Origin of the sequence: Azospirillum sp. A23 (genome assembly GCF_042938965.1) — a bacterium.
Classification (GTDB): domain Bacteria; phylum Pseudomonadota; class Alphaproteobacteria; order Azospirillales; family Azospirillaceae; genus Azospirillum; species Azospirillum melinis.
On the sequence record NZ_CP170666.1, the window covers coordinates 424,966 to 447,957 of the forward strand.

Below are 22,992 nucleotides of genomic sequence, written 5' to 3' on the forward strand. Positions count from 1 at the left end.
GTAACTGCTTGGATCAAAAGTGGTTTGTCAACGATGAGCAAGTAGCTCAACAGGAGGACGCTACGTTGACATCGTAGGGGAGTTACACCGCCACCGGCGGCAACGTCAACTCTCGGTGGGTGCGTGCCCCCGCAACCAAACCTACAAGAAGTCCGCCGCGCTCACGCACGGCGGGCTTCTTGCCGTTTCCAGTCCTTTGCCGTTCGATGCTCGACGGCGGATCGTACCGCCGAGCGGGTGCGGTTGGCGCGCTGGTGCGTCCCTGGCATCGGCCGTAAGCATCCGGTGAGTGCCGCTGTCAGGCCACTTTCGTCTGCTCGCGGATTGCCTTCCAGTTCCAGGGCAGCAGTTCGTGCAGGCGGGTTTGGGGGATGTCGTTGATGCGGGCCAGCACGTTGGCGAGCCACACCTGCGGGTCAACGTCGTTGAGCTTGGCCGTGGTGATCAGGCCATACATGATCGCCGCCCGCTGCCCGCCGCGATCGGAGCCGCAGAACAGCCACGCTTTCCGGCCCAAAGCGATCCCACGCAGGCCGCGTTCGGCGGCGTTGTTCGTCAGGCATAGCCTGCCGTCGCCGAGGAACCGAGTGAAGCCGTCCCATCGGGTCAACATGTAGTCCATCGCCTTGGCCACGGGGGCATGGCGGGAGAGCCGGGCGCGCTCCGTCCGCATCCAATCCTCCAGCGCGGCTACCAGGGCGACGCCGTGCTCCTGGCGGGCCGCCAGCCGCTCGGCCGCCGGCTTGCCGTTCAGGGCGCGCTCGAGATCAAAGATGGCGTCGATGCGCTTCACGGCTTCCAGTGCCAGCGGTGAGAGCGGCGGGGCGTCCTTGCCGCGCCTGGTGTTCGCGGCGATGTCGGCCAGCTTGAAGAAGCCCCGCCGGGCATGCGCCCAGCACAGCACGTCGCGGATCGGCCCCGGCTTGCGGTCGGGTTCGTACAGCCGGTTGTAGCCGGCGAACGCATCGGCCTGCAGCCAGCCCGTGAAGCCGGCCAGGTGCCGTTCGGGATGCTCGCCCTTGCGATCTCGCGAATAGTGGAACAGTGCTGCCGGTGGGGCTTGGCCGGCAAACGGCCGGTCATCACGCACATACACCCACAGCCGCCCGGTGTCGGTCTTGCCCTTGGCCAGCACCGGCACCGGCGTGTCGTCTCCATGCAGGCGATCCGCCGCCATCACATGCGCGGCGATCAGGTCGTGCAGCGGCTTCAGCACCGCGGCGGCGGTGCCCACCTGGTCGGCCAGGGTGGACAGGCTGAGCGGCACACCCTCCCGCGCGAAGCGTTCGGCCTGCCGGTTCAACGGCTGATGCTGGCCGAACTTCTCGAACAGGAGGGTGGCCAGCAGGTGGGGGCCGGCCCAGCCCCGCGGGGTGGTGTGGAAAGGCGCCGGCGGCTGGCTGATCGTCTCGCAGGCCCGGCAGGAGAACCGCTCGCGCACCGTCTGGATCACCTTCCATTGGCGCGGGATCACCTCCAGCGTCTCGGTGATCGTCTCGCCCAGCTTGCACAGCTTGTCCGAGCCGCAGCACGGGCAGCTCACCGGAGCCGCCACAACGACGCGCTCGCGCGGCAGGTGGTCGGGAAAGGGCTGGCGCGACGGCCGCTTGCGGGTGAAGGCCGCCACCGCGGTGGTTTTGGCAGCGGCCTGCTCGGCCGCCAACTCGTCCTCGCTGGCCGTTGCTTCCAGCTCTTCGAGCTGGAACTCCAACTGATCCAGCAGGCGCGCCTTACGCTCGGAGCGCGTGCCATAGAGTTCGCGCCGGAGTTTCTCGATTTCCAGCTTCAGGCCGGCGATCAGCGCCTCGGTATTCGACGCTATCGCCTTGGCCCGCGCCGCTTCGGCTTCGGCCGCGTCCGCCCGCGCCTCGGCCTGCGCCAAGGCGGCGCGCAGGCTGGCAATGTCGTCGGGCAAGGCGTCCATAGGGCCGGATTATACCCTGAAACCCGTATCAATCCTTGCTCTTCCTGCCGGATGACGGCGGGCTGATTCACTGTGCCGCAGCCTATCCGGCCGAGCGTGGCCTCCAGGTTTGCTGGGGATTGCGCCAGTCGATTGCGTCGAGCAGATACGCGAGCTGAGACGCGGAAATGGCCACGGCTCCGTCAGCCGGACTGGGCCAAATAAAGCGGCCTCGCTCAAGCCTCTTCGCGTACAGCGACATGCCGAGCCCATCGTGCCACAGGCACTTCACCATGTCGCCGCGACGCCCACGGAAGACGTATAGATCGCCGGCATGAGGGTCCCGGCCAAGCCCTTCCTGGACCTTCAGCGCCAGCGAGTTCATTCCACAACGCATGTCGGTGACCCCGCCGGCCAGCCAGACCCGCACGCCTGACGGCACCGGGATCATGCTGACCGTCCCGACAACGCGGCGATCACCGTTCCGACCAGAGCCGGATCGGCCGGGCCGGTGATCCGCAGGCGGGCCGCAGCGAACTCAACCTCGATGATGCCGTCGGGCGGAGTGCAGGAGGCTGGGGTCGGTTCCGGCGCGTCCTCCAGCGACGGCTCATCGGTGGCGACGGTGATCGGCATGAAGGCCGGCAGCCGGGGTTGCGGACCGAAGAACTGGCGGCGCCAGCGGTACAGCAGGCTGACGTCCACGCCTTGGCGTCGGGCAACCTCAGTCGCTTTGACGCCGGGCTGGAACGCTTCTTCGACCAGCCGCAGCTTCTCCTCATCAGTGAACTGCCGCCGCTTCTCCAGACCCGTAATCACCTCGACGCGTTGGATAGTCATAGGGACTGCCATAGGGATAGCCATAGGGACAGGCCCCATGATTCAGCTTCCCCGCTCGGTCACAAGGCGGCGCTCGGCGGAGGGGTACCCTCATCAGTGAACTGCCGCCGCTTCTCCAGGCCCGTAATCACCTCGACGCGTTGGATAGTCATAGGGACTGCCATAGGGATAGCCATAGGGACAGGCCCCATGATTCAGCTTCCCCGCTCGGTCACAAGGCGGCGCTCGGCGGAGGGGTACCATCGGCCGCCCCTTTGGCTTGCGGAAATGCACCATGCTGTGGCGGCCCGCCGCTGCGATGGCCGCTTCGTTGGCCTTCGAGCGGTAGGGGCTGTCCGTCCACACCCGGCTGTCGCAAGGCTTCCGGGTTGAGCAGGCCCGGCAACCGCGCGCCGTCGCGTCGTGCGGTCCGGAACCCGGTCGCCCAGACCCAGACCGAGGAACCGCGTGAACAACAGTCCCAACCATGGAATTGCGGGATATCGTTCGCGTCGTTTCTCTTTCCTCGGCCGGCGCCTACACTGATGGAACTGCCGAGGACACGAGCTTTGGACCAAGGCACCATCGCTGACGGGATCTGGAAACAACCGATCTCCGTCGTACTCAAAAACCTGGATGCGACCCCCGCCGGGCTGGGACGAACCGAGGCGGAGGCCCGCCGGCGCAGATACGGCCTCAACCAGCCGCTGGCGCGCCGCCGCCGGCCGCTGTGGCTGCAATTCCTGACCCGCTTCCTCAATCCCCTGGTGCTGATCCTGCTGTTCGCCAGCGGCCTGTCGGCGGCCACCGGGAACATCACCAGCTTCGTCATCGTGATCGTCATGGTCGTGCTCAGCGTCACCCTGGACTTCGTTCAGGAGATGCGGGCCGAGAACGCCGTGGAGGCGCTGCGCCGCACCGTCGCCGTGCGTGTGCAGGTGCGCCGGGACGGGGTGGAGGTATCGGAGCCGGTGGATCAACTGGTTCCAGGCGATGTGGTCCGTCTGGCCGCCGGCGATCTGGTTCCAGCCGACTGCCGCCTCCTCGAAGCGCGCGATCTGTTCGTCAACCAGGCCATGCTGACCGGGGAGCCCTACCCGGCGGAAAAGCGCATCGATGCCGTCGCGATCCCGGCCGAAGATGCGGAGAAGGCGCTCGACACCATATTCATGGGGACCTCGGTCATCAGCGGCAGCGCCACCGCCCTGGTCTGCCGGACCGGCGACGCGACGGCGTTCGGTCAGTTGAGCGGCACCCTGCAGGCGCCTCCACCTCCCACCGCCTTCGAACTGGGCATCCGCCAGTTCGGTTTCCTCATACTGCGCCTGACAATCTTCCTGGTGTTGTTCGTACTGGCGGTGAATGTGCTGTTCCAGCGGCCCTGGCTGGAATCCCTGATGTTCGCCCTGGCCCTGGCGGTCGGGCTGACGCCGGAACTGCTGCCGATGATCGTCACCGTCACGCTGGCGCGCGGAGCGATGCGGCTGGCGGAGCGCCGTGTCATCGTCAAACGGCTGGCGGCCATGCACAACATCGGCGCCATGGACGTGCTGTGCACCGACAAGACCGGGACACTGACGGAAGCGACGATCCGGATGGTCAGGCACCTGGATTTCCGTGGCGCGGAGAGCGAGCGCGTCTTTCGGCTGGCCTACCTGAACAGCCATTTCGAAAGCGGCATCAAGAGCCCGCTGGACGAAGCCATCATCGCCTTCCGCTCCCTCGACGTGACCGGCTGGCAAAAGATCGACGAGGTGCCCTTCGACTTCGAGCGGCGGCGCGTCTCGGTTCTCGTTACCGATGGCACCGAGCGGCTGCTGGTGGTCAAGGGGGCGCCGGAAGACGTTCTGCGGCAGTCCACCCATTACGAAGGCGAAGGTGGCGTCGAGAAGCCGCTCGACCCGGCGGCCCGGGCAGAACTGGATGCCCTGTTCCAGAAACTGGGAGAGGATGGGTTCCGGGTGCTGGCGATCGCCTCCAAGGCGATGGGACGGGATCATACCTCTGCCGCGCTGGGAGATGAAAGCGAACTGGCCTTCGCCGGCTATGCGGTTTTCCTCGATCCCCCCAAGGCGAGTGCCATGGCGGCGATCCGCGATCTGACCGGGGCCGGGGTGGCTGTGCGCCTTCTGACCGGCGACAACGAGCGGGTGACGCGTCACGTCTGCGCCGAACTCGGCCTGCCCGTCATCGGCCTGATCACCGGCGACGATCTGCGGGCGATGAGCGAAGAGGCGTTGCGTGCCCGCCTCCCCAAGGTCAACGTGTTCTGCCGGGTGACGCCGGCCCAGAAGGAACGCGTGCTTTTGGCGTACAAGCGCTCCGGCCGGGTGGTGGGTTTCCTGGGCGACGGGATCAACGACGCCTCCGCCCTCCATGCTGCCGACGTCGGCATTTCGGTCGACAGCGCCGCCGACGTTGCAAAGGAGGCAGCCGGCCTGATCCTGCTCGACCACGATCTGTCGGTGGTGCACCAGGCGGTGATGGAGGGGCGCCGGACGGTGCAGAACGTCACCAAATACATCCTGATGGGAAGCAGTTCGAATTTCGGCAACATGTTCAGCATGGCGGGTGCGTCGCTGTTCCTGCCCTTCCTGCCGATGCTGCCGACCCAGGTGCTGCTCAACAACCTGCTCTACGATGCGTCGGAGGCCGGCGTTCCGCTCGACAACGTGGAGGCGGAGGCGTTGGCCCTGCCGGTGCAGTGGGATCTGCGGCTGATCCAGCGCTTCATGCTGGTGCTGGGCCCAGTCAGCTCCCTGTTCGATTTCCTGACCTTCTACGCCTTGCTTCACCTGTTCGACGCCGATGAGGCGCTCTTCCAGACCGGATGGTTCGTGGAGAGCCTTGCCACCCAGGTGCTGGTCATCTTCGTGATCCGCACCCGCCGCAGCCCCTGGCTCAGCCGACCCAACGCAATTCTGGCCGGGTTGTCGCTGGGAGCTGCCGCCGTCGGCGCGCTGCTGCCGCTGACGCCGCTGGCATCCTTCTTCGGCTTTGTGGTTCCTCCAGCCTCCTTCTATCTGTTCCTGGTGGCCGCCGTCGTCACCTATCTGGTTCTCGTGGAGATCGTCAAGCGGGTGTTCTTCCACTACATCGCTCCACGACGGTGATGCGGAACTCGGGGCGTCGGCGGACTCCATCCTGAGAAGTTGGCGTTCAGGCGACCCCGCGGGAGACTGGCCTCCCGAGGCCGGTCATGATGTTGAAAACCTTGCAGCCGACGCGGGCCTCGACGTTCCGCGTCGGGAGAGTCCGACAACCCGTCGCGATCAGTCGAACGGCTTCTCGCTTGAACTCTTTGGTCACCTTACGCCGTTGACCGTTACCCGCCAAACCTCCCAGTCCCTCAGGCTATGGATGGAGGTCCTTCATTTTCTCCGGGCAAGTCCATCCAATCGTTGCTGGGTTGGAAAGGAAAGACCAAACTCTCTTCGGAACCGGCACGTTGGGGGGGGGTGGCAACGAAAAATTGCAGGGGATGAATTATTTTTCCCCTCTCAAATCTCAAATACCACCAGTTGTAGTGCTTCCATATGTTGGTGCCGCCAATATGAGAAGACGGACTCCCCATCAGCGTGCATAGCCATTGCTTTTGTCCAACTGTAAATCGATGGCCAAAAGCTTATGCTCTACGTGAAACATGATTAAAGGGAGCGGCGGATGTCCCATAAGCTGCTGAACGACCGTCGTGTCCTCATTGTCGAGGACGAGTTCCTCGTCACCGTCGTTCTGGAGGCGGCGCTCCAAGAGGCAGGCGCCAGTGTGGTTCGGCTTGCCGCTTCGACCGTGGATGCTCTTGCACTGATTGAAGCCGAACCCTTCGATGTTGCGCTTCTGGACGCCCGATTGGATGAAGAGCCGGTCGCTGACGTTGCCGAGGCTTTGGAAAAGCGAGGCATTCCATTCGTTTTCCATTCGGGATATGGACCAGAACATCTTCCAAGCAGCCATCGTCATCGCCCCCTGCTCCGTAAGCCATCACTTTCATCCAGTGTCGTCCATGCACTGTACGAGGCGATGAAATAGCTGGAACCGGGCGGAAGGCCCATTGCAGCGAAAGACGCCGACTCTCTGCCGGCCTCTTATGGTTCGGTTATGTCCCCCATCATCGTTGGGTCGACGGTGGACACGGCTATCCTGCGCCATGCCTTTCAAGGTTTTCCACTTTGATGGGCTCGTCGGTGCCCGTTCATGCCATGGCAGTGCACAACATGCGCACGATGGCAGCGGGGGGCAGGGCTTCCGGAGCAGCGGTCTTTGTCGGTGTCATTGCGGAAGGAGTTCCGGCCCGTATCCCGAGTGGAAGACAAAAGGCTTCGAGCGCGTCGGCGACGGCAGTCACCCGCTCATCGTCGAGCCGGACATCCAGGATGGCGGCATCGAAATCTTCCCGTTCGATCAGCGCCAGAGCGTCCGCCACGCAGCTGGCCATGCCGACGATGGTGGCTCCCTTGCAGGATTTCCTCCAACGCCATGGCGATCAGCAACTCGTCCTCGACGATCATGATCCGGCAGCCTTCCAGGTGCTTTCCGGTCATCGGGCATTCTCAAGGGAGGCGGGGCTTTCGTCGTCGCTCCTCGTCTGGGCGACCGGTACGGTGAACGTCGCCTGGAGGCCGGTCGGATCGTAATCCACCATGACATCGCCGCGCAGTTCGTAGCGGATTTGCTGGGTGATCAGCTTGGAGCCGAAGCCATGATGGGTGGGAGGCGACACGGGGGGACCGTCCGTCTCGCGCCAATGGACAAGCAGCACCGCATCGGCATCCCTTTGCCCGAATTCCCAGGTCACGACGACGCGCCCTTCCGCCACGGACAGTGCGCCGTATTTCAGCGCGTTGGTCACCAACTCGTGGATCACCATGCCGAGCGCCAACGCGGCCTTGGGCCGGAGTTGAACGGCAGGTCCATCGACGGCAAAGCGACCTTCGCTGGTGGCATAAGGCTTCACCTCATTGAGCACGACGTCGTTGAGGGGAATATTCCCCCAACCGTCACGGGTCAGCAGATCGTAGGTGCTGGCAACCGCCTGCAGGCGCCCGAGAAACGCCGTGCATTCCGGTGCCTCGGCAATCGCCTTCAGCGTCTGCTGGGCCAAGGCGGTGACGACGGCCAGCATGTTCTTGACGCGGTGGTCGAGTTCACCGATGAGCTGGCGCTGCTGCTCCTCGGCGTCCTTGAGCGACGTCACGTTCACAAAAGTCAACAACAGGCCTTCCAGATCGTTGCGGGCTTTCCGGTAAGGCAGGATACGCATCATGTAGTGCCTGGTCCCGTCCCTGGACCGAACCGCCTTTTCCACGATCGCCGGGTCGGTAAGCGCATGTCTCAGATCCCGATCCAGATCGACCTGATCGAGATGGCTGACGATATCGGTCAGCGGACGACCGCGGTCGCTCGCGATCAGATTGAAAATCTGGGTGATCGCCGGCGTGAAACTCCGGATCAGCAGGGATCGGTCCAGGAAGATGATCCCGATCTGGGTGCTGTTGAACAGATTCTGGAGATCGCTGTTGGACTGATCCAGCTCCTCAACCTTGCTGTTGAGTTCGATGTTGACAGCGTGGAGCTCCTCATTGACGGATTGCGTTTCCTCTTTGGCTGTTTCCAGCTCCTCATTGGTCGATTGCAGTTCCTCGTTGACCGAGATGAGTTCCTCGTTGGCGGACTTCAGTTCCTCCAATGAGGTTTCATACTCTTCGATCGTGCTCTGGAGACGCTCCTTGGTATCGCGAAGTTCACGTTCCAGCTGCTCCACCGCACCGGGATCCTGGCCCCAGTGACGCTCCTTGCCGTAGATTTCCTCCGCAGGACTTGGACCTCCGACATCGGAAAACAGGACCAGGAAGGAGGGTTCCCCGTCGCGGTCGAACGGCTCGATCGTCAGATCGAGCATTTGGACACGATCGTCCACCTCCACCGCCAGGTGCTTGCGGGTTACCGGCTTGTGGGTCTGCATCGCCTCGTGCAGGGCGCCGCGAAGATCGAGCCGCAGTCCCTTGCGGGCCATCGCCAGAAGCTGGCGGTTCGGGGCGCCGGGAGGCGCCTGAAGGTACTTGCCGGTGTTGGCGGAATAATAGACCACCTCACTGTTCTGATTGACGACGACATGGGCCGGAGCGAAACGCTCCAGCACGCGCGCCTCCACATGCCCACGCAGATTGGCGGCGTTGGACTGGATCGAGCGGGGGGTCTCGGCCGATCCGCGAGGCGTGCGGCCGCCATGCTCCGCCATGGCGAAGGGAATGGTCACGGAAACCGCATCCTGCCGGCGGAACAGGCGATGTTTTTTGTCTATGGGCACGAACAGCGTCTGATGCTGCCCGATGGTCTCGGCCACGCCGAGGAAAAGATAGCCGCTGGGGCGCAATGCATAGTGGAACATTGGGATCACCTGATCCTGAAGTCCCATCCCCAGGTAAATGAGCAGATTGCGGCACGAAATCAGGTCGATGCGTGAAAAGGGCGGGTCACGGACGACGCTGTGCGCCGAGAAGATGCACAGGTCGCGCACCTCCTTGCGAACGAGATAGCTGGTGCCGTCCTCAGTGAAATGGCGTTTGAGCCGGTCCGCCCGCACATCCCGCACCAGATTGGCGGGATAGCGCCCGGTGCGTGCCACTTCCAGGGCATGCTCGTCGATGTCGGTGGCGAAGACCTGGATCTTCGGCACGCTGTGGAGGGTTTCCGCATATTCGGACAGCAGCATGGCGATGGAGTACACCTCCTCGCCGGTGGCGCAGCCCGGTACCCAGACGCGCACCGCATCGCCGGCGCTTTTCCCGGCGAACAGATGCGGGATGACGAGTTCCTCCAGCGCCTGGAAGGTCTCGCCGTCGCGGAAGAAGGTGGTGACGCCGATCAGCAGATCGCGAAACAGTGCCGCGGCTTCCGTACGGTCGTCACGCAGGTGTTCGACATAGCTGTCGATGTCCGTCAGCCGCAGGGCCTGCATCCTGCGTTGGACACGGCGGAGGAAAGTGTTGTGCTTGTAGCCCTGGAAATCGTGCCCGATCTGATTGCGCAGAATGGTGGTGATGTTTCTGCGTGCCGCTTCCAGCCGCGCATCCTCTTGAACATCCTTCTCACCCGTCAGATCGCCCAGCGACGTGGCGGTTCGCGCGTAGTCCACCAGCGTCGCCGCCATCGTTTCCACCGGCGCGACAAGGTCGACGACGCCGGTGGCGATGGCGCTGTTCGGCATGCCGTCATGGCGGGGAATTCCGTCATGCCCCTGGGCGATGGTGAAGCCGCCCCGTTCCTTGATCGCCTTGACGCCCAGGGTGCCGTCGCTGCCGCCGCCCGACAGGATGATGCCCACCGCTCTTTCACCGCAGTCGCTGGCGAGCGAGCTGAGGAAGAGGTCGATGGGGTTGCGCTCGCGGCGGGAGGCGCTGTCCGGCCGGACATGCAGCCGGCCGCTGTCGATGGTCAGCAGGGTTCCTGGCTGCAGGGTGTAGATGCGGTTTGGCTCGACCAAATCCCCGTCGCAGGCCTGATGCGCCGGCGTGGGCGTGCATCGGCCGATGATGTCGGCCAGCAGGCTTTCGTGTTCCGGTGACAGATGCGTCACGACCACGAAGGCCATGCCGCTGTCGGCAGGAACGGCGCCGAACAGCCCCTCCAAGGCCTCCACCCCGCCAGCGGATGCGCCGATCCCGACGATTGGGAAGGATGCCTTGTCGCTCATGCTGCTGCTGCCCTTCCACAGATCCTGACGATCCGGATCGATGTCGTTTGAGGATGCCGGGGATGGCGCTCTTGTCGGCGATGAGCTTTTCTACATTTCAACTGGAGCACCCCCTCGGGACGATGGCCGGCCGTCCCTGGTGGCGTTCTTCCTCACAGTCGATGCCAAATTCTGACGCGGACGGTCAACTCACTCTCTAGCACCTTCCTTTGGTTGGGCACCACCGTCATCGTCCCAGTTGCGAAGCAGAGTGCCGCGCTCCCGCTGGAGTAGACGCTCATCGTTGATCCTCACGGTCACCGGTGGCACGGACGCGGTTTCAATGAACATTTTCCCGTTCAGGAAATGGACTGACGACGAACGTTGTTTCAGTTGTACGGTTTGCATGACGACACCTCTTCTGCGGTAAAGTTCGGTGCGGAACGGCTTTCCGCGATAGACGGAGCATTGCTCCGCCCGGTCCTCGCAACAATGTTCATCCGGGCAGGAGAGTTCCGTTTCCCGCCGGTTCCAGGAGCCGGTCCAGTTCATCGGGGTCGATGAGCACCGTCTGCTCCATGGCCATTCCGCGATTGGAATGCGGAAGACGGAGCCAGGTCGCGCTGCGCCGATACACAGGGAAGGAGAGCGAGTCGATCAACTCCTCGTCGGTCTCCACGATATAGCTTCCCGCCGGTTGCACCCCGTCGACGCCGCTCAAGGCAAAAGGATGGGCGAACGTTACGGTCCTGCTGGTGGTGCGGGTGAATGCGGTGGTCATCGAAGGGTGCTCCCATTCATGTCCGGCGGATTTCCTTGAAAGCAGCTGTCTATCCGCCCGAACTGGAGAACAGCAGCCCGGCAAGAAAGCCGACTGAGACGCCAAGTGTCAGATAAGCCATGTTCTTCCATTTCGGCGCTGACAAAGCCCAGGCGGCACGCTCTGAAACCATCCACTCCGACAACGTCCCGTGCGTGAGCGACATGGCGATCTCCTTCCGGATATTTGCTTCGAAATATGGTGTCGCCAAATTTTATTACAATGGAGAGGGGCAAATAATTACATTGATGCTTATTTGATTCGGACTGCCGCCAGCCTCCGCTGGACAGGATCCTCTACCTAGATGATTCTTGAGCGTCCCTCAGGCTGCCTTCTCACCATTTGGTGCGATGGAGCAACGACTTGCATGCCAAAGCACGCGGCAAAAACCTGCCATACGCGGCCCTGACCGATGTGAGCCACGGCTCAAAAAAACATGGACCGGACCGCCTCGACCGACTGCCAGACGGTGATTGCCGTGGCGATGAGAACGGCGGCGGCCATCGCCAACGACACTGCCAGCAACACCCCGTCCTCTTCCAGATAGGCCAAGGCGATCAGCATGATCGTCACCGCCGGGACGACGTTGCTCAGCGGAATGGGAACGAAGAAGACGCCTGCCAGCACGAGGACGACCAATCCGACCACGCGCGTCGTCGTCTCGAACGGCATCTTCCAGCGTGGGCGTATGACCGTCTCCATGCGCCTCAACACCGGCACGGTACGATCGACCATACCGACCAGGCGCTGTGTCGAGAAACGCCGCGACATGATCGTCCTGGGAAAGACCGGCGTTTCCCGTGCGAGGATCATCTGGAACGCGGGAATGGTCAGCAGCAGCCCGACGACCGGCGATGTTCCCGGAGTCAGCCCGATCAGTGCCAGCAACAGCAGAACGACGCCGAAAGAGCGCTTGTGCAGCCTGTCCAGCAGCCAGCCGAATGTAACGCCCTCGGCCGGAGCTTCTGCGAGCAGGCCACGCAAAACCTCGGATGTCGGGATATGCGGAGGCAAGACCGCGGTCATGACCGCATCGCTCCTGCCGTTTCGGTGGGACGATACCTGCCTGTCATGCCGGGATCGACACCGTAACGGTCGTGCCGGCGCCGGACCCGACGGTCAGACCGCCTTTGACCTGCTCGGCCAGCAACTCCATCAAGGTGAGGCCGAGCGACCCCGTGCGTCGTTTTTCGGCCATGCCGATGCCATCGTCACTGATGCTCATGCGCAGGACTTCGTACGAGATTTCCCGGAACGAGACGGCGATGCGGCCGGATCGCCCGTCCGGGAAAGCGTATTTCAGCGCATTGATCATCGCCTCGTTGGCGATGAGGGCCAGCGGGATGGCCCGATCCGGTTTCAGGAACACCTCGTCGGCGTCGACATCCAGCACCACATGCAAACTCTGTGCAGGCTCGAAGGACGCCAGCAGGTCGCGGCACAGCATCCGCAGATATCCCCCGAACTCGATCTCCTGCAGCCCCTGCGTCCGGTAGAGCTTCTCGTGGATCTCGGCCATGCGGTCCAGCCTTTCCACGGCGCTGTGCAGCGCCTTCTGCACGGCCGGCTCCCGGCCATGTGTGAGGTCCAACTGGATGCGCAGGAAGGACGAGGCCATCTGGAGGGTGTTTTTGACGCGGTGGTTCACCTCCTTCATCAGGTTGTCCTTGTCGCGCAGCAGTACGTCCTTGTCGGCAAGGGTGTTGCGCAGCACACGCTCCACCTCGGTGCGGCGCTCAACTTCGGCGGCAAGTTGGCGATTGAGTTCATCCAGCCGCCCGGTACGCACCGACACACGGTGATCGAGTTCTTCGTTGAGCTGGCGCAATCCGTCTTCCGCCGCCTTGCGCTCGGTGATGTCGACAAAGGACACGAAATGGTGGCGGATACGGTCTTCTTCGAAAACGGGTGCGACATGCTGGAGCACCCATAGCGGCTTTCCGTCCCTCCGATAGAGACGGACCTGACGCACGATGGGCTCGCCGGCGCGTAGGGCAAGGCCAATGGCGCGCGCCACCGCCGGGTCGGTGCCGGAGCCGGACAGCAGGTGATAGCTCTTGCCCAGAATCTGTTCGCGCGCATAGCCGCTGAGCCTGGTGAATGCTGCATTGGTGAAGACGATCGGGATATCCGGCAGGGTGGGATCGGCGATCAGCATGGGCATCAGGGTCGTTTCCGCGGCCACCATGAAGGGGCCTCCGCGCGCTGCCTCCATCCTGACCATTCTCTCTGCGTCCTGTTGGTCGCGGGGATTATCGGGCATGCAGCGCTCCTTCGTCCGATCCATTATTCGAAAAGGATATAGCCGCTGAATGCAGCCTTCCCAGGCGAAGAAGTGGCAGAGCCTGTTCGCCAGATTGGCGCCAAATGGAAAAATATACCGATTGATTCACGGCAAAAATCTCCTGATCTTCTTGCGTATGTAAAATATAGATTTACGAACACCAAAAGAACATCTCCTTTATAACCGGCAATTTATAGTTCATAATTTCAGTTTATGTTTTCAAAGCCATTGATATTTTGCGGTGCGGTATAATATTGGATTAAGTCATCGAGGTAGAGCACAGCGCTCCCTTTCAGCTCTCGCACCCCAAACAGTCATGGAGACGTCATGGACGACGGCACTCATCCCACCCCCACCATTCGCCCGACCAATCGCCCTACCATTCGCAGTGCCAGCGACGAAGCCGCGGCGGGTAACGACGCGCCGAAGGGCGCCGGCATCCGCAGCGCCAGCGAGGAGCACACGGCGAAACCTGCCCGCGAGCTTGGTCAGCAGCCGAGGCCCTGGCCGCCGAGGCTGCCCGGCGCTTCAGACAACCAGGGCTTTCCGGAATCCGTCCGGACCGCCGGCCAGAGATTTGACCGTGCTCTCAAAGACGGTCTCGACGAGGGTGGCGGTCGGGCCACGGCACTCGGCGGTGCCCTGATGGCAGGCTATGGAACGGCCATTTCAGAGGCGGTCTCCTTCATGGGCCAAGCCGCGGAACGCCAGAACGAACTGTTGGGCAGCATGCTTCAGGCCCGCGGCCCACAGGACATCATGACGGCAGGACAACGCTACCTGCTCGGCGGATGGCTGGCCTTCTTCGAGGCCAATGTCCGCGTCGCCCAGGCTGCGTCCCGGCTGTCGCAAGACACCGCGCACAGCCCGCCCCGGCCTGGCGCCTGAGGCCGCCGGCGCTCTTCAAAGCCGCATGACAGTATTTCGGGAGGATCTCCATTGACCGGTTCGGAAAAGGAGACGCAGACGCTTCTCACCGTCGAAGAGCAGGTGGGCGTCCGCAAACGCCGACAGGTCACCGGGACCGTCCGCGCCAGCACCTTCAGCCATGAGCGGGAACAGGCGGTCGAAGCCGACCTGTCGATGGAAACATTGGAGGTCGAGCGGCTTCCCATCGGACGGTTCGTCGATGGCCCGATCCCCGACCGCCAGGACGGCGACACCACCGTCATCTCGGTGATCGAGGAGGTGGCGACGGTGGAGGTCCGCCTGAAGCTGGTGGAGGAGGTCCGGATCACCCGCCGCACCGCGAGCCGCAAGATGACCGACCACGTCACGCTGCGCCGTCAGGAGGTCGTCATCGAACAGGAGCCGTCTTTGGACACCCCCGTGACCTGAGCGGCCTGACTTACCTCAAGAAATTGAATACTTTAAATCCTACTGGAGACTATCATGAGCACGATCATCGTTGGACTTTACAAGGAAAGCGGTTCCGCCAAGAAGGCCTTCCAGGCCTTGGTCGCGGCGGGCTGCCAGGAAGCGGACATCGAGACCTTCGGCGGCGCCGATAGCGCCGACAAGGCCGCCCAGGGCCTGCTGGGGCACGGTTTCGACAAGGAACTGGCCGAGCAGTACGGTGCAGCCATCCGCCAGGGCCACACCCTGGTGGCGGCCGACATCGCCGACCAGGATGCCGACGCGGCGGAAGCCATCCTCGATGAAAACGGGTCCGTTGACCTGCCCGAGCCCCCGGCGGCGGGTAAGCCGGCCCAGAAGGCGGGCAACGGCGGCAGCATCGAGCAGGAGACCCTCCAGTCGGTGAAGGAGGAGGTCGAGATCGGCAAGCGCCGGGTCGCCAAGGGCGGGGTGAAGGCCACGTCGGAGGTTACCGAGACGCCGGTCCGGGAAACCGTGACGCTGCGCGACGAAACGGTGGATGTGGAACACCGCAAGGTCGACCGGCCCCTGAGCGCCGACGAGGAGAAGGCCGCCTTCGGTGAGAAGACCATCGAACTGACGGCGACCTCCGAAACGCCGGAAATCACCAAGGAAGCCCGCGTGGTCGGGGAGGTCGTGTTGTCCAAGACCGCTTCCGAACAGGAAAAGACCGTGGAAACCGTCGCCCGCCGCAGCGATGTCAAAGTGGAGCCCGTCGGAAACAAGCCCGGCAACAAGCGCTGATCTGAAGCGTGCACAACAGATAGGGCGGCCGTTCGGCCGCCCCCGCCGCAGCGGATATAACCTGCGGCGGAGCGGTTGAAGGTCTTTCGAAATAACTCACAGATTCAATTATCGTTTATCGGTATATTTCTCTCAATAGAAACACAAAGAGATTTTAAAATATCGAATGTCTGCTTATGCATTTCGGGGATATACCATTGTAGAAACCTTTGAGAACCCCACTTTAATTATTTCAAAGCCACCCCAGGCCTGCTCATTTTTGCCGAGGATCGCAAATCCGAGGTGTTTCCTGGCGTGACTCGATCCGGATGGCATGGCTGCCGCCATTGCCGACAAACCGGCCCACATCGGAGACGCTTTATGAATTCCCGGACAAGGCTGGCCTTCTTCATTCTTAAAACCCACGCCGGATGGATCGTCCGTGCGGACGGCTTCGTCTATCCGCCCTGCGCCGACCAGATCGATGCGCTCACCAAAGCCATTCGGGAAGCGAAAGCAGCGGAACGCCTCGGCTTCGCCAGCGTCGTGCTGGCGCAATCGGCGGCAGGGGAGCCCTGCCATGTCCGCTGGTGCTGTGCCGGCAATGACGGGGCGGCACAGGCGGTTATGAAGCCTCCCTATCCAATAATTCCGGCCATGGCTGACCTCCTGACGCCGGGATCGGTATCGGAGGAACGTCCGTGACCCCCCTTCTCCATTCCATCGAGGGGCGGTGCCCCTGTGGCGCCGATGCGTTGCGTGAACAGCTGCGCTGGATGAATGCCGAGCGCCGCTGGCATCCAACTGTCTACGGCGTATCGCCGGACCAGCGTCCCCCCGCCTTTACACCACCGAGCCATGTCAGCCTGCCGCAGGGTGCCACGCTGACCCGCCTTACCAGAGCCTGTGCCGCGGTTGGTGCGGCCGCCATCAAGGAACGGTGATCCCATGAGCCTATCAGCCCATTATACCGTGTCATGCCGTACGGACGGGTGGTTCGTCGGGCTTGAGGGGGAACGCTACGGCCCCTTTCCCAACGGACAGGTCGGTGCCCTGATCGCCGCCGTACAGGCCGCCAACCACGCCGGAAAGGACGGCCACGATGCCCGCGTGCTGTTGCGTATGGCGGATGGCCGGACCGGCGCCGTCTGGATATTCGGCGTGGACAGCTACCCGTCGCCCTGGGTGGAGGAGTTGCATCGGATTGCACAGCTGCCGCGGCGCGAACGCACACGCATACCGGTCCCGGCCTTTCTTTCGACGGCTCTGCACCCCATGATCCCGGATTCTGCGGTCGCTGGCCGGGCGTGACCAGCCGGGCCAAGGTTTCCTTCGTTTGTTCAGATATGAGTTCCAAAATATTTTCTTAATTATAAGCTGGAAATTTCTCAAAATATCGGGTCGTCATTTCAATATTTTGAGTGCAATTCTGCCAGATTATTTTAGAAAACTGGAGTATCTGGTAATGTCTCTTGTTTCCGTATCCTTGATAGACGCGAACAATCTGTTTCGCCATGGCTTGAAAGCCATGTTCGCGGAGCAGGGCTTTCACATCGCCAAAGAGACCTCGTCTCTCAAGTCGGCGCTCCAGGTCGTCCAGGAGGGCGACGCATCGCAGGTCATTCTGATCGACCCTGTCGGCATCGGCGACTTCACGGATCTTCTCCGGTCACTGAAGGTGGCCTGTCCGGACACGCATGTGGTGGTGCTTACCGGCACGCTGGACCCGGAAATCATGACGAAGGCCATCCATGCCGGTGCGGACGGATTCTTGATGAAGGACATCTCCATGGAGGCGCTGGCGCAATCGTTGCGGCTTGTCATGATCGGCGAAACGGTCTTCCCCAGCGCCTTGGCCGCACTGCTGATCGGCGGTCGCCTGAGTGGTGCCGCCGATCTGGCGGCGCCGCACAAAGGTGTTTCCAAGCGCGAGGCGCAGGTTCTGCGCTGCCTGCAGAATGGCAGCTCCAACAAAATGATCGCCAACCACCTCCGGATCACCGAGGCGACCGTCAAGATCCACCTCAAGAGTTTGCTGCGCAAGATCGACGTCTCGAACCGCACCCAGGCCGCCCTCTGGGGTCGCAACAACGGCTTTGCGGATGCAGAATGACCTGACTTTCTCCGGCGGCATGTTGGGATTGCCGCCGTGCCGGCCATGGATGGAAGCGTAAAGCCGGCGACGCGACACTCACCGCAAGGGGCTAGACGTCCTCCGGCCCATTGCGAAGCGGTTGGCCGCAACCGGACAGATCAGCCGGTTATCCCGTTGGTCCAGGCGCAGGTTCTGCCAACCTGTTGTTATAGAAGGTGTGGCTGAGCCACATATTCGCTGGATCGCGTCGGTGCGCAATCAATATTTTCCCGTTCCGAGTAGCGTTTCTTTGCAGGATAACACATCTATTTTTGCTGAACCTCACGAAGATCGAAAATAACAGAGTTATAAAAATTATTGATTGACAGATTATAACTTGCGCATTAACCTTATATTTATTGTATGATGATTCTGAAAATACCGTGAATTTGTGGACGCAATTATTCTAACTTTTGTCTGTTTGAGATCATGCAGCAAATTTATAAGCACTCTAATTGTTTAGTGTCTATAGGCCAGATCCATGCTCTCCTGCCATGAAATCCGGCGGGGAGAGGCTTGGCTATAAGTTTCGCTGGCTGGGATCATCGTATTGGCAGGAGGCGATCATGATGTCGGCGGATGAAGGCACGGATCGTCATTGTCAGGACATTCCCCTTATGGATCAGGATGAACAGCGGCGCCTGCGGCCCGGCCCTTTGGCGATCGTCGGTATCGGTGCCTCGGCTGGCGGCCTCAAAGCCATCACGGCCCTGCTTAGAGCGGTACCGGCTGACAGCGGCTTGGCCTTTGTGGTGATTCAGCACCGGATTCCGAACAATGAACGATTGCTTGCCGACCTGTTGAGAAATGTGACGGTGCTGTCGGTCCATACGGCTCATGACGGGATTCCGCTGGAGGCCGATCACATCTACATCGCTCCGGCGGGTCGGTTGCCGACCATGGAGGCCGGCCAACTGCGCATCCGCGAATCGCGGCAGTCTGTCGACGCGACCCTGCCCATCGACGTCTTCTTCCGCACACTGGCGACCGACCAGCAGGAGAAGGCGATCTGCGTCGTGCTGTCCGGTACCGGCGCCGACGGCACCAATGGACTGCGTTCGATCAAGGAATGCGGTGGACTGGTGGTCGTGCAGGATCCGACGACCGCCGACTTCGACGGCATGCCGGGCAGCGCCATCGCCACCGGCATGGCCGACTATATCCTGCCGCCGGAGCGCATGCCTGGCGCCATCGTCGATTTCGTCCACCAACCCTATATCGGCCCGGCAACGGTTCAGAAGGCCGAAGCGCCGGACGGCGCACTGGACGGCATCCTAGATCTGCTGAGCGCGCACACCAAGCGCGATCACAGGGCTTACAAGCCGCGGTCGCTGACCCGCCGCATCGAGCGGCGGATGGGGATTCACCATATCGCCGATATGACGGAATACCGGGCGTTTCTGGGCACCCACCCGGCCGAAATCGAACTGCTGTCCCGCGACATCCTGATCAGCGTGACGCGCTTTTTCCGCGATGGTCCGGCGTTCGACATCCTGGCCGGAGAGTACGTCGTCCCGCTGGTGCGGAACCAGCCGGCGGGCAAGCCGATCCGTGTCTGGGTCCCGGCCTGCGCCACCGGGGAAGAGGCTTACTCCATCGCAATCCTGTTGATGGAGGCCTGCACACGGAGCGGCGTATCCCCCGGCTTCCGGGTCTTCGCAACCGACGTGGACAATCGGGCGCTGACCGTCGCCCGCACCGGCCTGTATCCCGAAACCATCACGGTCGACGTGTCGGTCGACCGGCTCGCCCGCTTCTTCACAAAGGTCGAGGGCGGCTACAAGGTCGCCAAGCCATTGCGCGATGTGGTTTCCTTCGCCCAGCACGATCTGCTCAGCGATCCGCCTTTTTCCAAGCTCGACCTGATCAGTTGCCGCAACATGCTGATCTATATCGAGCCGGACGTGCAGAAGGCCCTCTTCGCCCTGTTCCATTTCGCCTTGTTGGGTAATGGCGGCCTGTTCCTCGGCACGGCGGAGAACCTTGACACGCTCTCCAACCTGTTCGCGCCTCTTTCAAAAAAATGGCGCGTTTACCGGAAAATCGGTGCGACGCGCAGCAGTGCGATGGCAGTCCCGCCGACGGGCGGGCGGTCTGCGGTCCCGGTGCCGACACTGCCCACCCCTTTGCGCGGCACCAGCCCGGCGGACATCATCCGACAGGCCCTGCTGCTTGAATACGCGCCGGCGGCAGTTCTGATCGACGGGCTGCATCGCATCCAGTATCTCTTCGGTCCGACCGGCGATTTCCTCGACCTGCCGACGGGAGAACCGCCCTGGGATCTGACGGCGATGGCACGCGGAGAGTTGCGCCTGCAACTCCGCCGCGCCGTCGCACAGGCGCTCGCCTTGCATGGCCGGGTTCAGATCTCCGGAATCCGGCACAAGCGTCACGGCGTTGTGATGCCGGTGACCGTTCTGGTTATCCCGGTGCGTTTCCCCCGGGCCGGCAATGACTTGCTTCTGGTGACATTCACGGCGGACCACGCTGCACCAAGCACACCGGTCGCCGACACCGCGCCGCTGCCGATGGAAATTGACGGCGTCGAGCAGCTCGAAAACGAACTGCGCATGACCCGTGAGGAGTTGAACGACACCATCGAAGAACTCGGCGCCACCAGCGAGGCGCTGCGGGTCGCCAACGAGGAGATCCTATCGATCGGCGAGGAGTTCCAGTCGACCACCGAGGAGCTGGAGACATCAAAGGAAGAGCTGCAATCCCTCAACGAGGAACTCAGCACGCTGAACTCCCAGCTGCATGAAAAGGTCGACGAGCTGGAGGCGACCACCAACGATCTGGGCAATCTGCTGAGCAGCACCGACATCGCCACGGTCTTCCTGTCGTCAGACATGCGGATCAAGCGTTTCACGCCGTCGGCGACCCGGCTGTTCGCTCTGCTGCCGCAGGACGCCGGACGCCTGATCACCGACATCGCCCGACATTTCTCCGATCCTTGCCTGCTGCCCGACATCCGGTCGGTGCTGTCATCCCTGATGCCGTTGGAACGCGAAGTGTCGACGGACGACGATGCGACCTTCCTTCGCCGCATCCAGCCCTACCGGACGCAGCAAGGCCGGGGGGAGGGGGTCGTGATCACCTTCAGCGACGTGACGCCGCTGAAGCGCACCAGCCTGGCCATGGCTCTGCAGGCCCGCCAGTACAAGCTGATCGCCGATCTCGGACGCAAGGACCTCATCGGAGCGGAAGGGTCGGAGACGCTGGCGGAAGCAGCCCGTCTGATTGCCGAAGGGCTGGGAGCGGACGGCGTCGCCATCCTCGGTCCCAGCGAGGATCCATCGGGCCGGCGCACCGGGGACGCTGACGATCTGATCTTGTTCGGCAGTGCCGGCCTCCCCGTTCCACAGGAGCCTGCCGTCAGGATCCCCAGCGACATGTCGACATTGGTCGGACGGGTGTTCCGGTCCCAGCAGCCGTCGATCGTCGAGGATTTCGCCACCGATCAACGTGTCCGCTCCTCCATGGCGCTATCGGGCGGCCACTTCGTCAGCGGTCTGTCGGTTCCCTTCGGCGGCGAGGCACGCGGACCATCCATTCTCGCGGTTCTGAGCCGCAAGGCCGGACGGTTCAGCGATGCCGATCTGGAATTCGTCCAGGCCATCGCCAGCGTGCTGGGGCTGGTCATCGAACGGGCGGGGGTGCTGCGCACGGCGCGGGCTGAGCGCGATTTCGCCCAGGCCATCGTCGACACGGTCCGCGAACCGCTGCTGGTGCTGGACGAGATGCTGCGGGTGGTCGGCGCAAGTGCGGCCTTCCATCGATCCTTCGCCACCACGCCGGACGGCGTGCTCGGCATCCAACTGGCCGAGACGGCCGGCGGTCTGCTGGCCGATCCCGAACTGCGCCGGGCACTGGAACGGATCATACCCGATGGCACGGTCATCGATGCGCTGGAACTGACCATCGGTCAGGGTGTCGGCAACCAAGGCGCCGGGGGACGCCGCACCCTGCTGCTGAACGCCCGCCGGCTCAATCAGGCGGGCCAGCTGATCCTGTTGGCGATGGAAGACGTCACAGAGCAGGTGCGCGTGCGCGAAGCCCTCGCCGCCGCCAAGGCTGCCGCCGAACTGGCAAGCGCCAGCAAAACCCGGTTTCTTGCCGCTGCCAGCCACGACCTGCGACAGCCGGTCCAGGCCCTGCTGATGTTCCATCATCTGGTGGCGATGCAGTCGCAGGGCGAGACGGCGGCAAAACTGCTGGTCAGCATGGGCAACGCGCTGGGCGCCATGACCGCCATGCTCGACGACATTTTGGATGTGTCGCGCCTTGACGCCGGCGCCATCCAGATGACGCTCCGGTCATGTCCGGTCCAGACGATGATCGATTCGCTGTGCGCCGAGTTATCGCCGTTGGCCGAGGCTGCCGAACTGACATTGCACAGCGTTCGGACCAGCCTGTCGGTGCAGAGCGACCCCAAGCTGCTGGAGCGCATCCTGCGGAACTTCATCGCCAATGCGATCAAATACACCGACCAGGGTCGCATCGTGGTGGGCTGCCGCCGTGCCGGGCCGAACCTGCGCATTCAGGTCTGGGACACCGGGCGCGGCATTCCGCCGAACCAGTTGGCATCGATCTTCGAGGAGTTCCATCAGGTCGACAATCCGGAGCGTGACCGGCGGCAGGGGCTGGGGCTGGGCCTCTCCATCGTGGAACGCCTCGCCGCGCTGCTCCATCACCCGATACGGGTCAAATCGGCGCCAGGGCAGGGATCGATGTTCGAGATCCTGGTTCCGCTGGCCAGTCCGGTCGATTCCCTTCCGAAGGACGAGGAGATGGCCGTATCCGACGGCGGCAACGGCGAGCGGGTGGTGGTGATCGACGACGACCCGACCGTTCTCGACGGGGTCGCCGCCTTCCTCCATGAATTGGGCTACGATGTGGTGGCGGCGTCCGATGGCGACACGGCGGTGGAGCGGTTGGGGAACGGGGTGCCGGATTTGGTCATCGCCGATTTCCGGCTGAAGGGCACGGAAACCGGATCGGAGGCAATCCGCCGGCTGGAGCGGCATTTCGCCGCCCGGCTGCCCGGAATCCTTCTGACCGGCGACACCTCGCCCGCGCGCATCCGGGAGGCGAGCGCCAGCGGCTTCCTGTTGCTGCACAAGCCACTGAGCCCGGAGCCTCTGTTGACTGCGATACGACACGCCCTGACGGACCAGTCCTTGGAGCCGGGAACCGCCTGATCTTCCCTTCGGTTGCTCTGGCAATGGCTGGTCAAGCAGATCTGAATACGGTTGCCGGG

The 22,992-nt window shown here is 62.8% G+C and carries 19 protein-coding genes; 10 read left to right on the top strand and 9 right to left on the bottom strand.

What is annotated here, in order from left to right; all coding sequences use genetic code 11:
* Positions 1–298: 298 nt before the first annotated feature.
* The 3 genes from tnpC to tnpA form a co-directional block, all read right to left on the bottom strand.
* Complete coding sequence (tnpC, locus tag ABNQ40_RS10940) at positions 299–1,924, bottom strand: IS66 family transposase (protein ID WP_109047195.1); 1,626 nt, start codon at positions 1,922–1,924, stop codon at positions 299–301.
* Positions 1,925–2,006: 82 nt separating this feature from the next.
* On the bottom strand, positions 2,007–2,354 hold the full coding sequence (gene tnpB / locus ABNQ40_RS10945; protein ID WP_109047194.1) for an IS66 family insertion sequence element accessory protein TnpB: 348 nt from the start codon (positions 2,352–2,354) through the stop codon (positions 2,007–2,009).
* Positions 2,351–2,743, bottom strand: a complete 393-nt coding sequence (tnpA, locus tag ABNQ40_RS10950; RefSeq protein WP_158285515.1) for an IS66-like element accessory protein TnpA — start codon at positions 2,741–2,743, stop codon at positions 2,351–2,353. The genes tnpB and tnpA overlap by 4 nt, the downstream gene beginning before the upstream one ends.
* Positions 2,744–3,267: 524 nt before the next feature.
* Between tnpA and mgtA the strand changes: the two genes are divergently transcribed.
* The gene (mgtA, locus tag ABNQ40_RS10955; protein WP_391346505.1) at positions 3,268–5,835 is read left to right on the top strand and encodes a magnesium-translocating P-type ATPase; all 2,568 of its coding nucleotides are present in this window, start codon (positions 3,268–3,270) and stop codon (positions 5,833–5,835) included.
* Positions 5,836–6,385: 550 nt separating this feature from the next.
* Positions 6,386–6,751, top strand: a complete 366-nt coding sequence (locus ABNQ40_RS10960; protein WP_109049763.1) for a response regulator — start codon at positions 6,386–6,388, stop codon at positions 6,749–6,751.
* Between the two features lie 163 nt (positions 6,752–6,914).
* Here ABNQ40_RS10960 and ABNQ40_RS10965 read toward each other — a convergent pair whose 3' ends face one another.
* From ABNQ40_RS10965 to ABNQ40_RS10990, 6 genes are all read right to left on the bottom strand, one after another.
* Positions 6,915–7,157: a hypothetical protein gene (locus tag ABNQ40_RS10965; RefSeq protein WP_391346508.1), complete on the bottom strand. Its 243-nt coding sequence runs from the start codon at positions 7,155–7,157 to the stop codon at positions 6,915–6,917.
* Between the two features lie 102 nt (positions 7,158–7,259).
* Positions 7,260–10,415, bottom strand: a complete 3,156-nt coding sequence (locus ABNQ40_RS10970; RefSeq protein ID WP_391346510.1) for a CheR family methyltransferase — start codon at positions 10,413–10,415, stop codon at positions 7,260–7,262.
* A 475-nt stretch (positions 10,416–10,890) separates the two neighbouring features.
* The gene (locus tag ABNQ40_RS10975; RefSeq protein WP_109049766.1) at positions 10,891–11,175 is read right to left on the bottom strand and encodes a hypothetical protein; all 285 of its coding nucleotides are present in this window, start codon (positions 11,173–11,175) and stop codon (positions 10,891–10,893) included.
* A 49-nt stretch (positions 11,176–11,224) separates the two neighbouring features.
* Positions 11,225–11,380, bottom strand: coding sequence for a hypothetical protein (locus ABNQ40_RS10980; RefSeq protein ID WP_158279295.1), 156 nt, complete (start codon positions 11,378–11,380; stop codon positions 11,225–11,227).
* A 260-nt stretch (positions 11,381–11,640) separates the two neighbouring features.
* Positions 11,641–12,240 carry an exopolysaccharide biosynthesis protein gene (locus ABNQ40_RS10985; RefSeq protein ID WP_109049768.1) on the bottom strand — a complete coding sequence of 200 codons (600 nt, stop codon included), beginning with the start codon at positions 12,238–12,240 and terminating at the stop codon, positions 11,641–11,643.
* 43 nt (positions 12,241–12,283) lie between these two features.
* A complete protein-coding gene (locus ABNQ40_RS10990) occupies positions 12,284–13,477 on the bottom strand; it encodes a sensor histidine kinase (RefSeq protein WP_391346515.1) in 1,194 nt (397 codons plus the stop codon).
* 348 nt (positions 13,478–13,825) lie between these two features.
* Here ABNQ40_RS10990 and ABNQ40_RS10995 point away from each other — a divergent pair, with 348 nt between their 5' ends.
* From ABNQ40_RS10995 to ABNQ40_RS11030, 8 genes are all read left to right on the top strand, one after another.
* The gene (locus tag ABNQ40_RS10995; RefSeq protein WP_109050833.1) at positions 13,826–14,386 is read left to right on the top strand and encodes a hypothetical protein; all 561 of its coding nucleotides are present in this window, start codon (positions 13,826–13,828) and stop codon (positions 14,384–14,386) included.
* A gap of 51 nt (positions 14,387–14,437) precedes the next feature.
* The gene (locus ABNQ40_RS11000; RefSeq protein ID WP_109050832.1) at positions 14,438–14,836 is read left to right on the top strand and encodes a YsnF/AvaK domain-containing protein; all 399 of its coding nucleotides are present in this window, start codon (positions 14,438–14,440) and stop codon (positions 14,834–14,836) included.
* A gap of 54 nt (positions 14,837–14,890) precedes the next feature.
* The gene (locus ABNQ40_RS11005; protein ID WP_391346518.1) at positions 14,891–15,619 is read left to right on the top strand and encodes a YsnF/AvaK domain-containing protein; all 729 of its coding nucleotides are present in this window, start codon (positions 14,891–14,893) and stop codon (positions 15,617–15,619) included.
* A gap of 360 nt (positions 15,620–15,979) precedes the next feature.
* Positions 15,980–16,303: a hypothetical protein gene (locus tag ABNQ40_RS11010; protein ID WP_109048856.1), complete on the top strand. Its 324-nt coding sequence runs from the start codon at positions 15,980–15,982 to the stop codon at positions 16,301–16,303.
* Positions 16,300–16,542, top strand: coding sequence for a hypothetical protein (locus ABNQ40_RS11015; protein ID WP_109048855.1), 243 nt, complete (start codon positions 16,300–16,302; stop codon positions 16,540–16,542). The genes ABNQ40_RS11010 and ABNQ40_RS11015 overlap by 4 nt, the downstream gene beginning before the upstream one ends.
* A gap of 4 nt (positions 16,543–16,546) precedes the next feature.
* A complete protein-coding gene (locus ABNQ40_RS11020; RefSeq protein ID WP_109048854.1) occupies positions 16,547–16,909 on the top strand; it encodes a hypothetical protein in 363 nt (120 codons plus the stop codon).
* Between the two features lie 154 nt (positions 16,910–17,063).
* Positions 17,064–17,711 carry a response regulator transcription factor gene (locus tag ABNQ40_RS11025; protein ID WP_109048853.1) on the top strand — a complete coding sequence of 216 codons (648 nt, stop codon included), beginning with the start codon at positions 17,064–17,066 and terminating at the stop codon, positions 17,709–17,711.
* A gap of 587 nt (positions 17,712–18,298) precedes the next feature.
* Positions 18,299–22,933 (top strand): chemotaxis protein CheB, encoded by a 4,635-nt coding sequence (locus tag ABNQ40_RS11030; RefSeq protein ID WP_109048852.1) that lies wholly within the window; start codon positions 18,299–18,301, stop codon positions 22,931–22,933.
* Positions 22,934–22,992: the final 59 nt, after the last annotated feature.

Bases quoted from the DNA above. Each gene is read 5' to 3' on its own strand.
- tnpC (WP_109047195.1), bottom strand. From the start codon at position 1,924: ATGGACGCCTTGCCCGACGACATTGCCAGCCTGCGCGCCGCCTTGGCG.
- tnpB (WP_109047194.1), bottom strand. From the start codon at position 2,354: ATGATCCCGGTGCCGTCAGGCGTGCGGGTCTGGCTGGCCGGCGGGGTC.
- tnpA (WP_158285515.1), bottom strand. From the start codon at position 2,743: ATGACTATCCAACGCGTCGAGGTGATTACGGGTCTGGAGAAGCGGCGG.
- mgtA (WP_391346505.1), top strand. From the start codon at position 3,268: ATGGAACTGCCGAGGACACGAGCTTTGGACCAAGGCACCATCGCTGAC.
- ABNQ40_RS10960 (WP_109049763.1), top strand. From the start codon at position 6,386: ATGTCCCATAAGCTGCTGAACGACCGTCGTGTCCTCATTGTCGAGGAC.
- ABNQ40_RS10965 (WP_391346508.1), bottom strand. From the start codon at position 7,157: ATGGCCAGCTGCGTGGCGGACGCTCTGGCGCTGATCGAACGGGAAGAT.
- ABNQ40_RS10970 (WP_391346510.1), bottom strand. From the start codon at position 10,415: ATGAGCGACAAGGCATCCTTCCCAATCGTCGGGATCGGCGCATCCGCT.
- ABNQ40_RS10975 (WP_109049766.1), bottom strand. From the start codon at position 11,175: ATGACCACCGCATTCACCCGCACCACCAGCAGGACCGTAACGTTCGCC.
- ABNQ40_RS10980 (WP_158279295.1), bottom strand. From the start codon at position 11,380: ATGTCGCTCACGCACGGGACGTTGTCGGAGTGGATGGTTTCAGAGCGT.
- ABNQ40_RS10985 (WP_109049768.1), bottom strand. From the start codon at position 12,240: ATGACCGCGGTCTTGCCTCCGCATATCCCGACATCCGAGGTTTTGCGT.
- ABNQ40_RS10990 (WP_391346515.1), bottom strand. From the start codon at position 13,477: ATGCCCGATAATCCCCGCGACCAACAGGACGCAGAGAGAATGGTCAGG.
- ABNQ40_RS10995 (WP_109050833.1), top strand. From the start codon at position 13,826: ATGGACGACGGCACTCATCCCACCCCCACCATTCGCCCGACCAATCGC.
- ABNQ40_RS11005 (WP_391346518.1), top strand. From the start codon at position 14,891: ATGAGCACGATCATCGTTGGACTTTACAAGGAAAGCGGTTCCGCCAAG.
- ABNQ40_RS11010 (WP_109048856.1), top strand. From the start codon at position 15,980: ATGAATTCCCGGACAAGGCTGGCCTTCTTCATTCTTAAAACCCACGCC.
- ABNQ40_RS11020 (WP_109048854.1), top strand. From the start codon at position 16,547: ATGAGCCTATCAGCCCATTATACCGTGTCATGCCGTACGGACGGGTGG.
- ABNQ40_RS11025 (WP_109048853.1), top strand. From the start codon at position 17,064: ATGTCTCTTGTTTCCGTATCCTTGATAGACGCGAACAATCTGTTTCGC.
- ABNQ40_RS11030 (WP_109048852.1), top strand. From the start codon at position 18,299: ATGATGTCGGCGGATGAAGGCACGGATCGTCATTGTCAGGACATTCCC.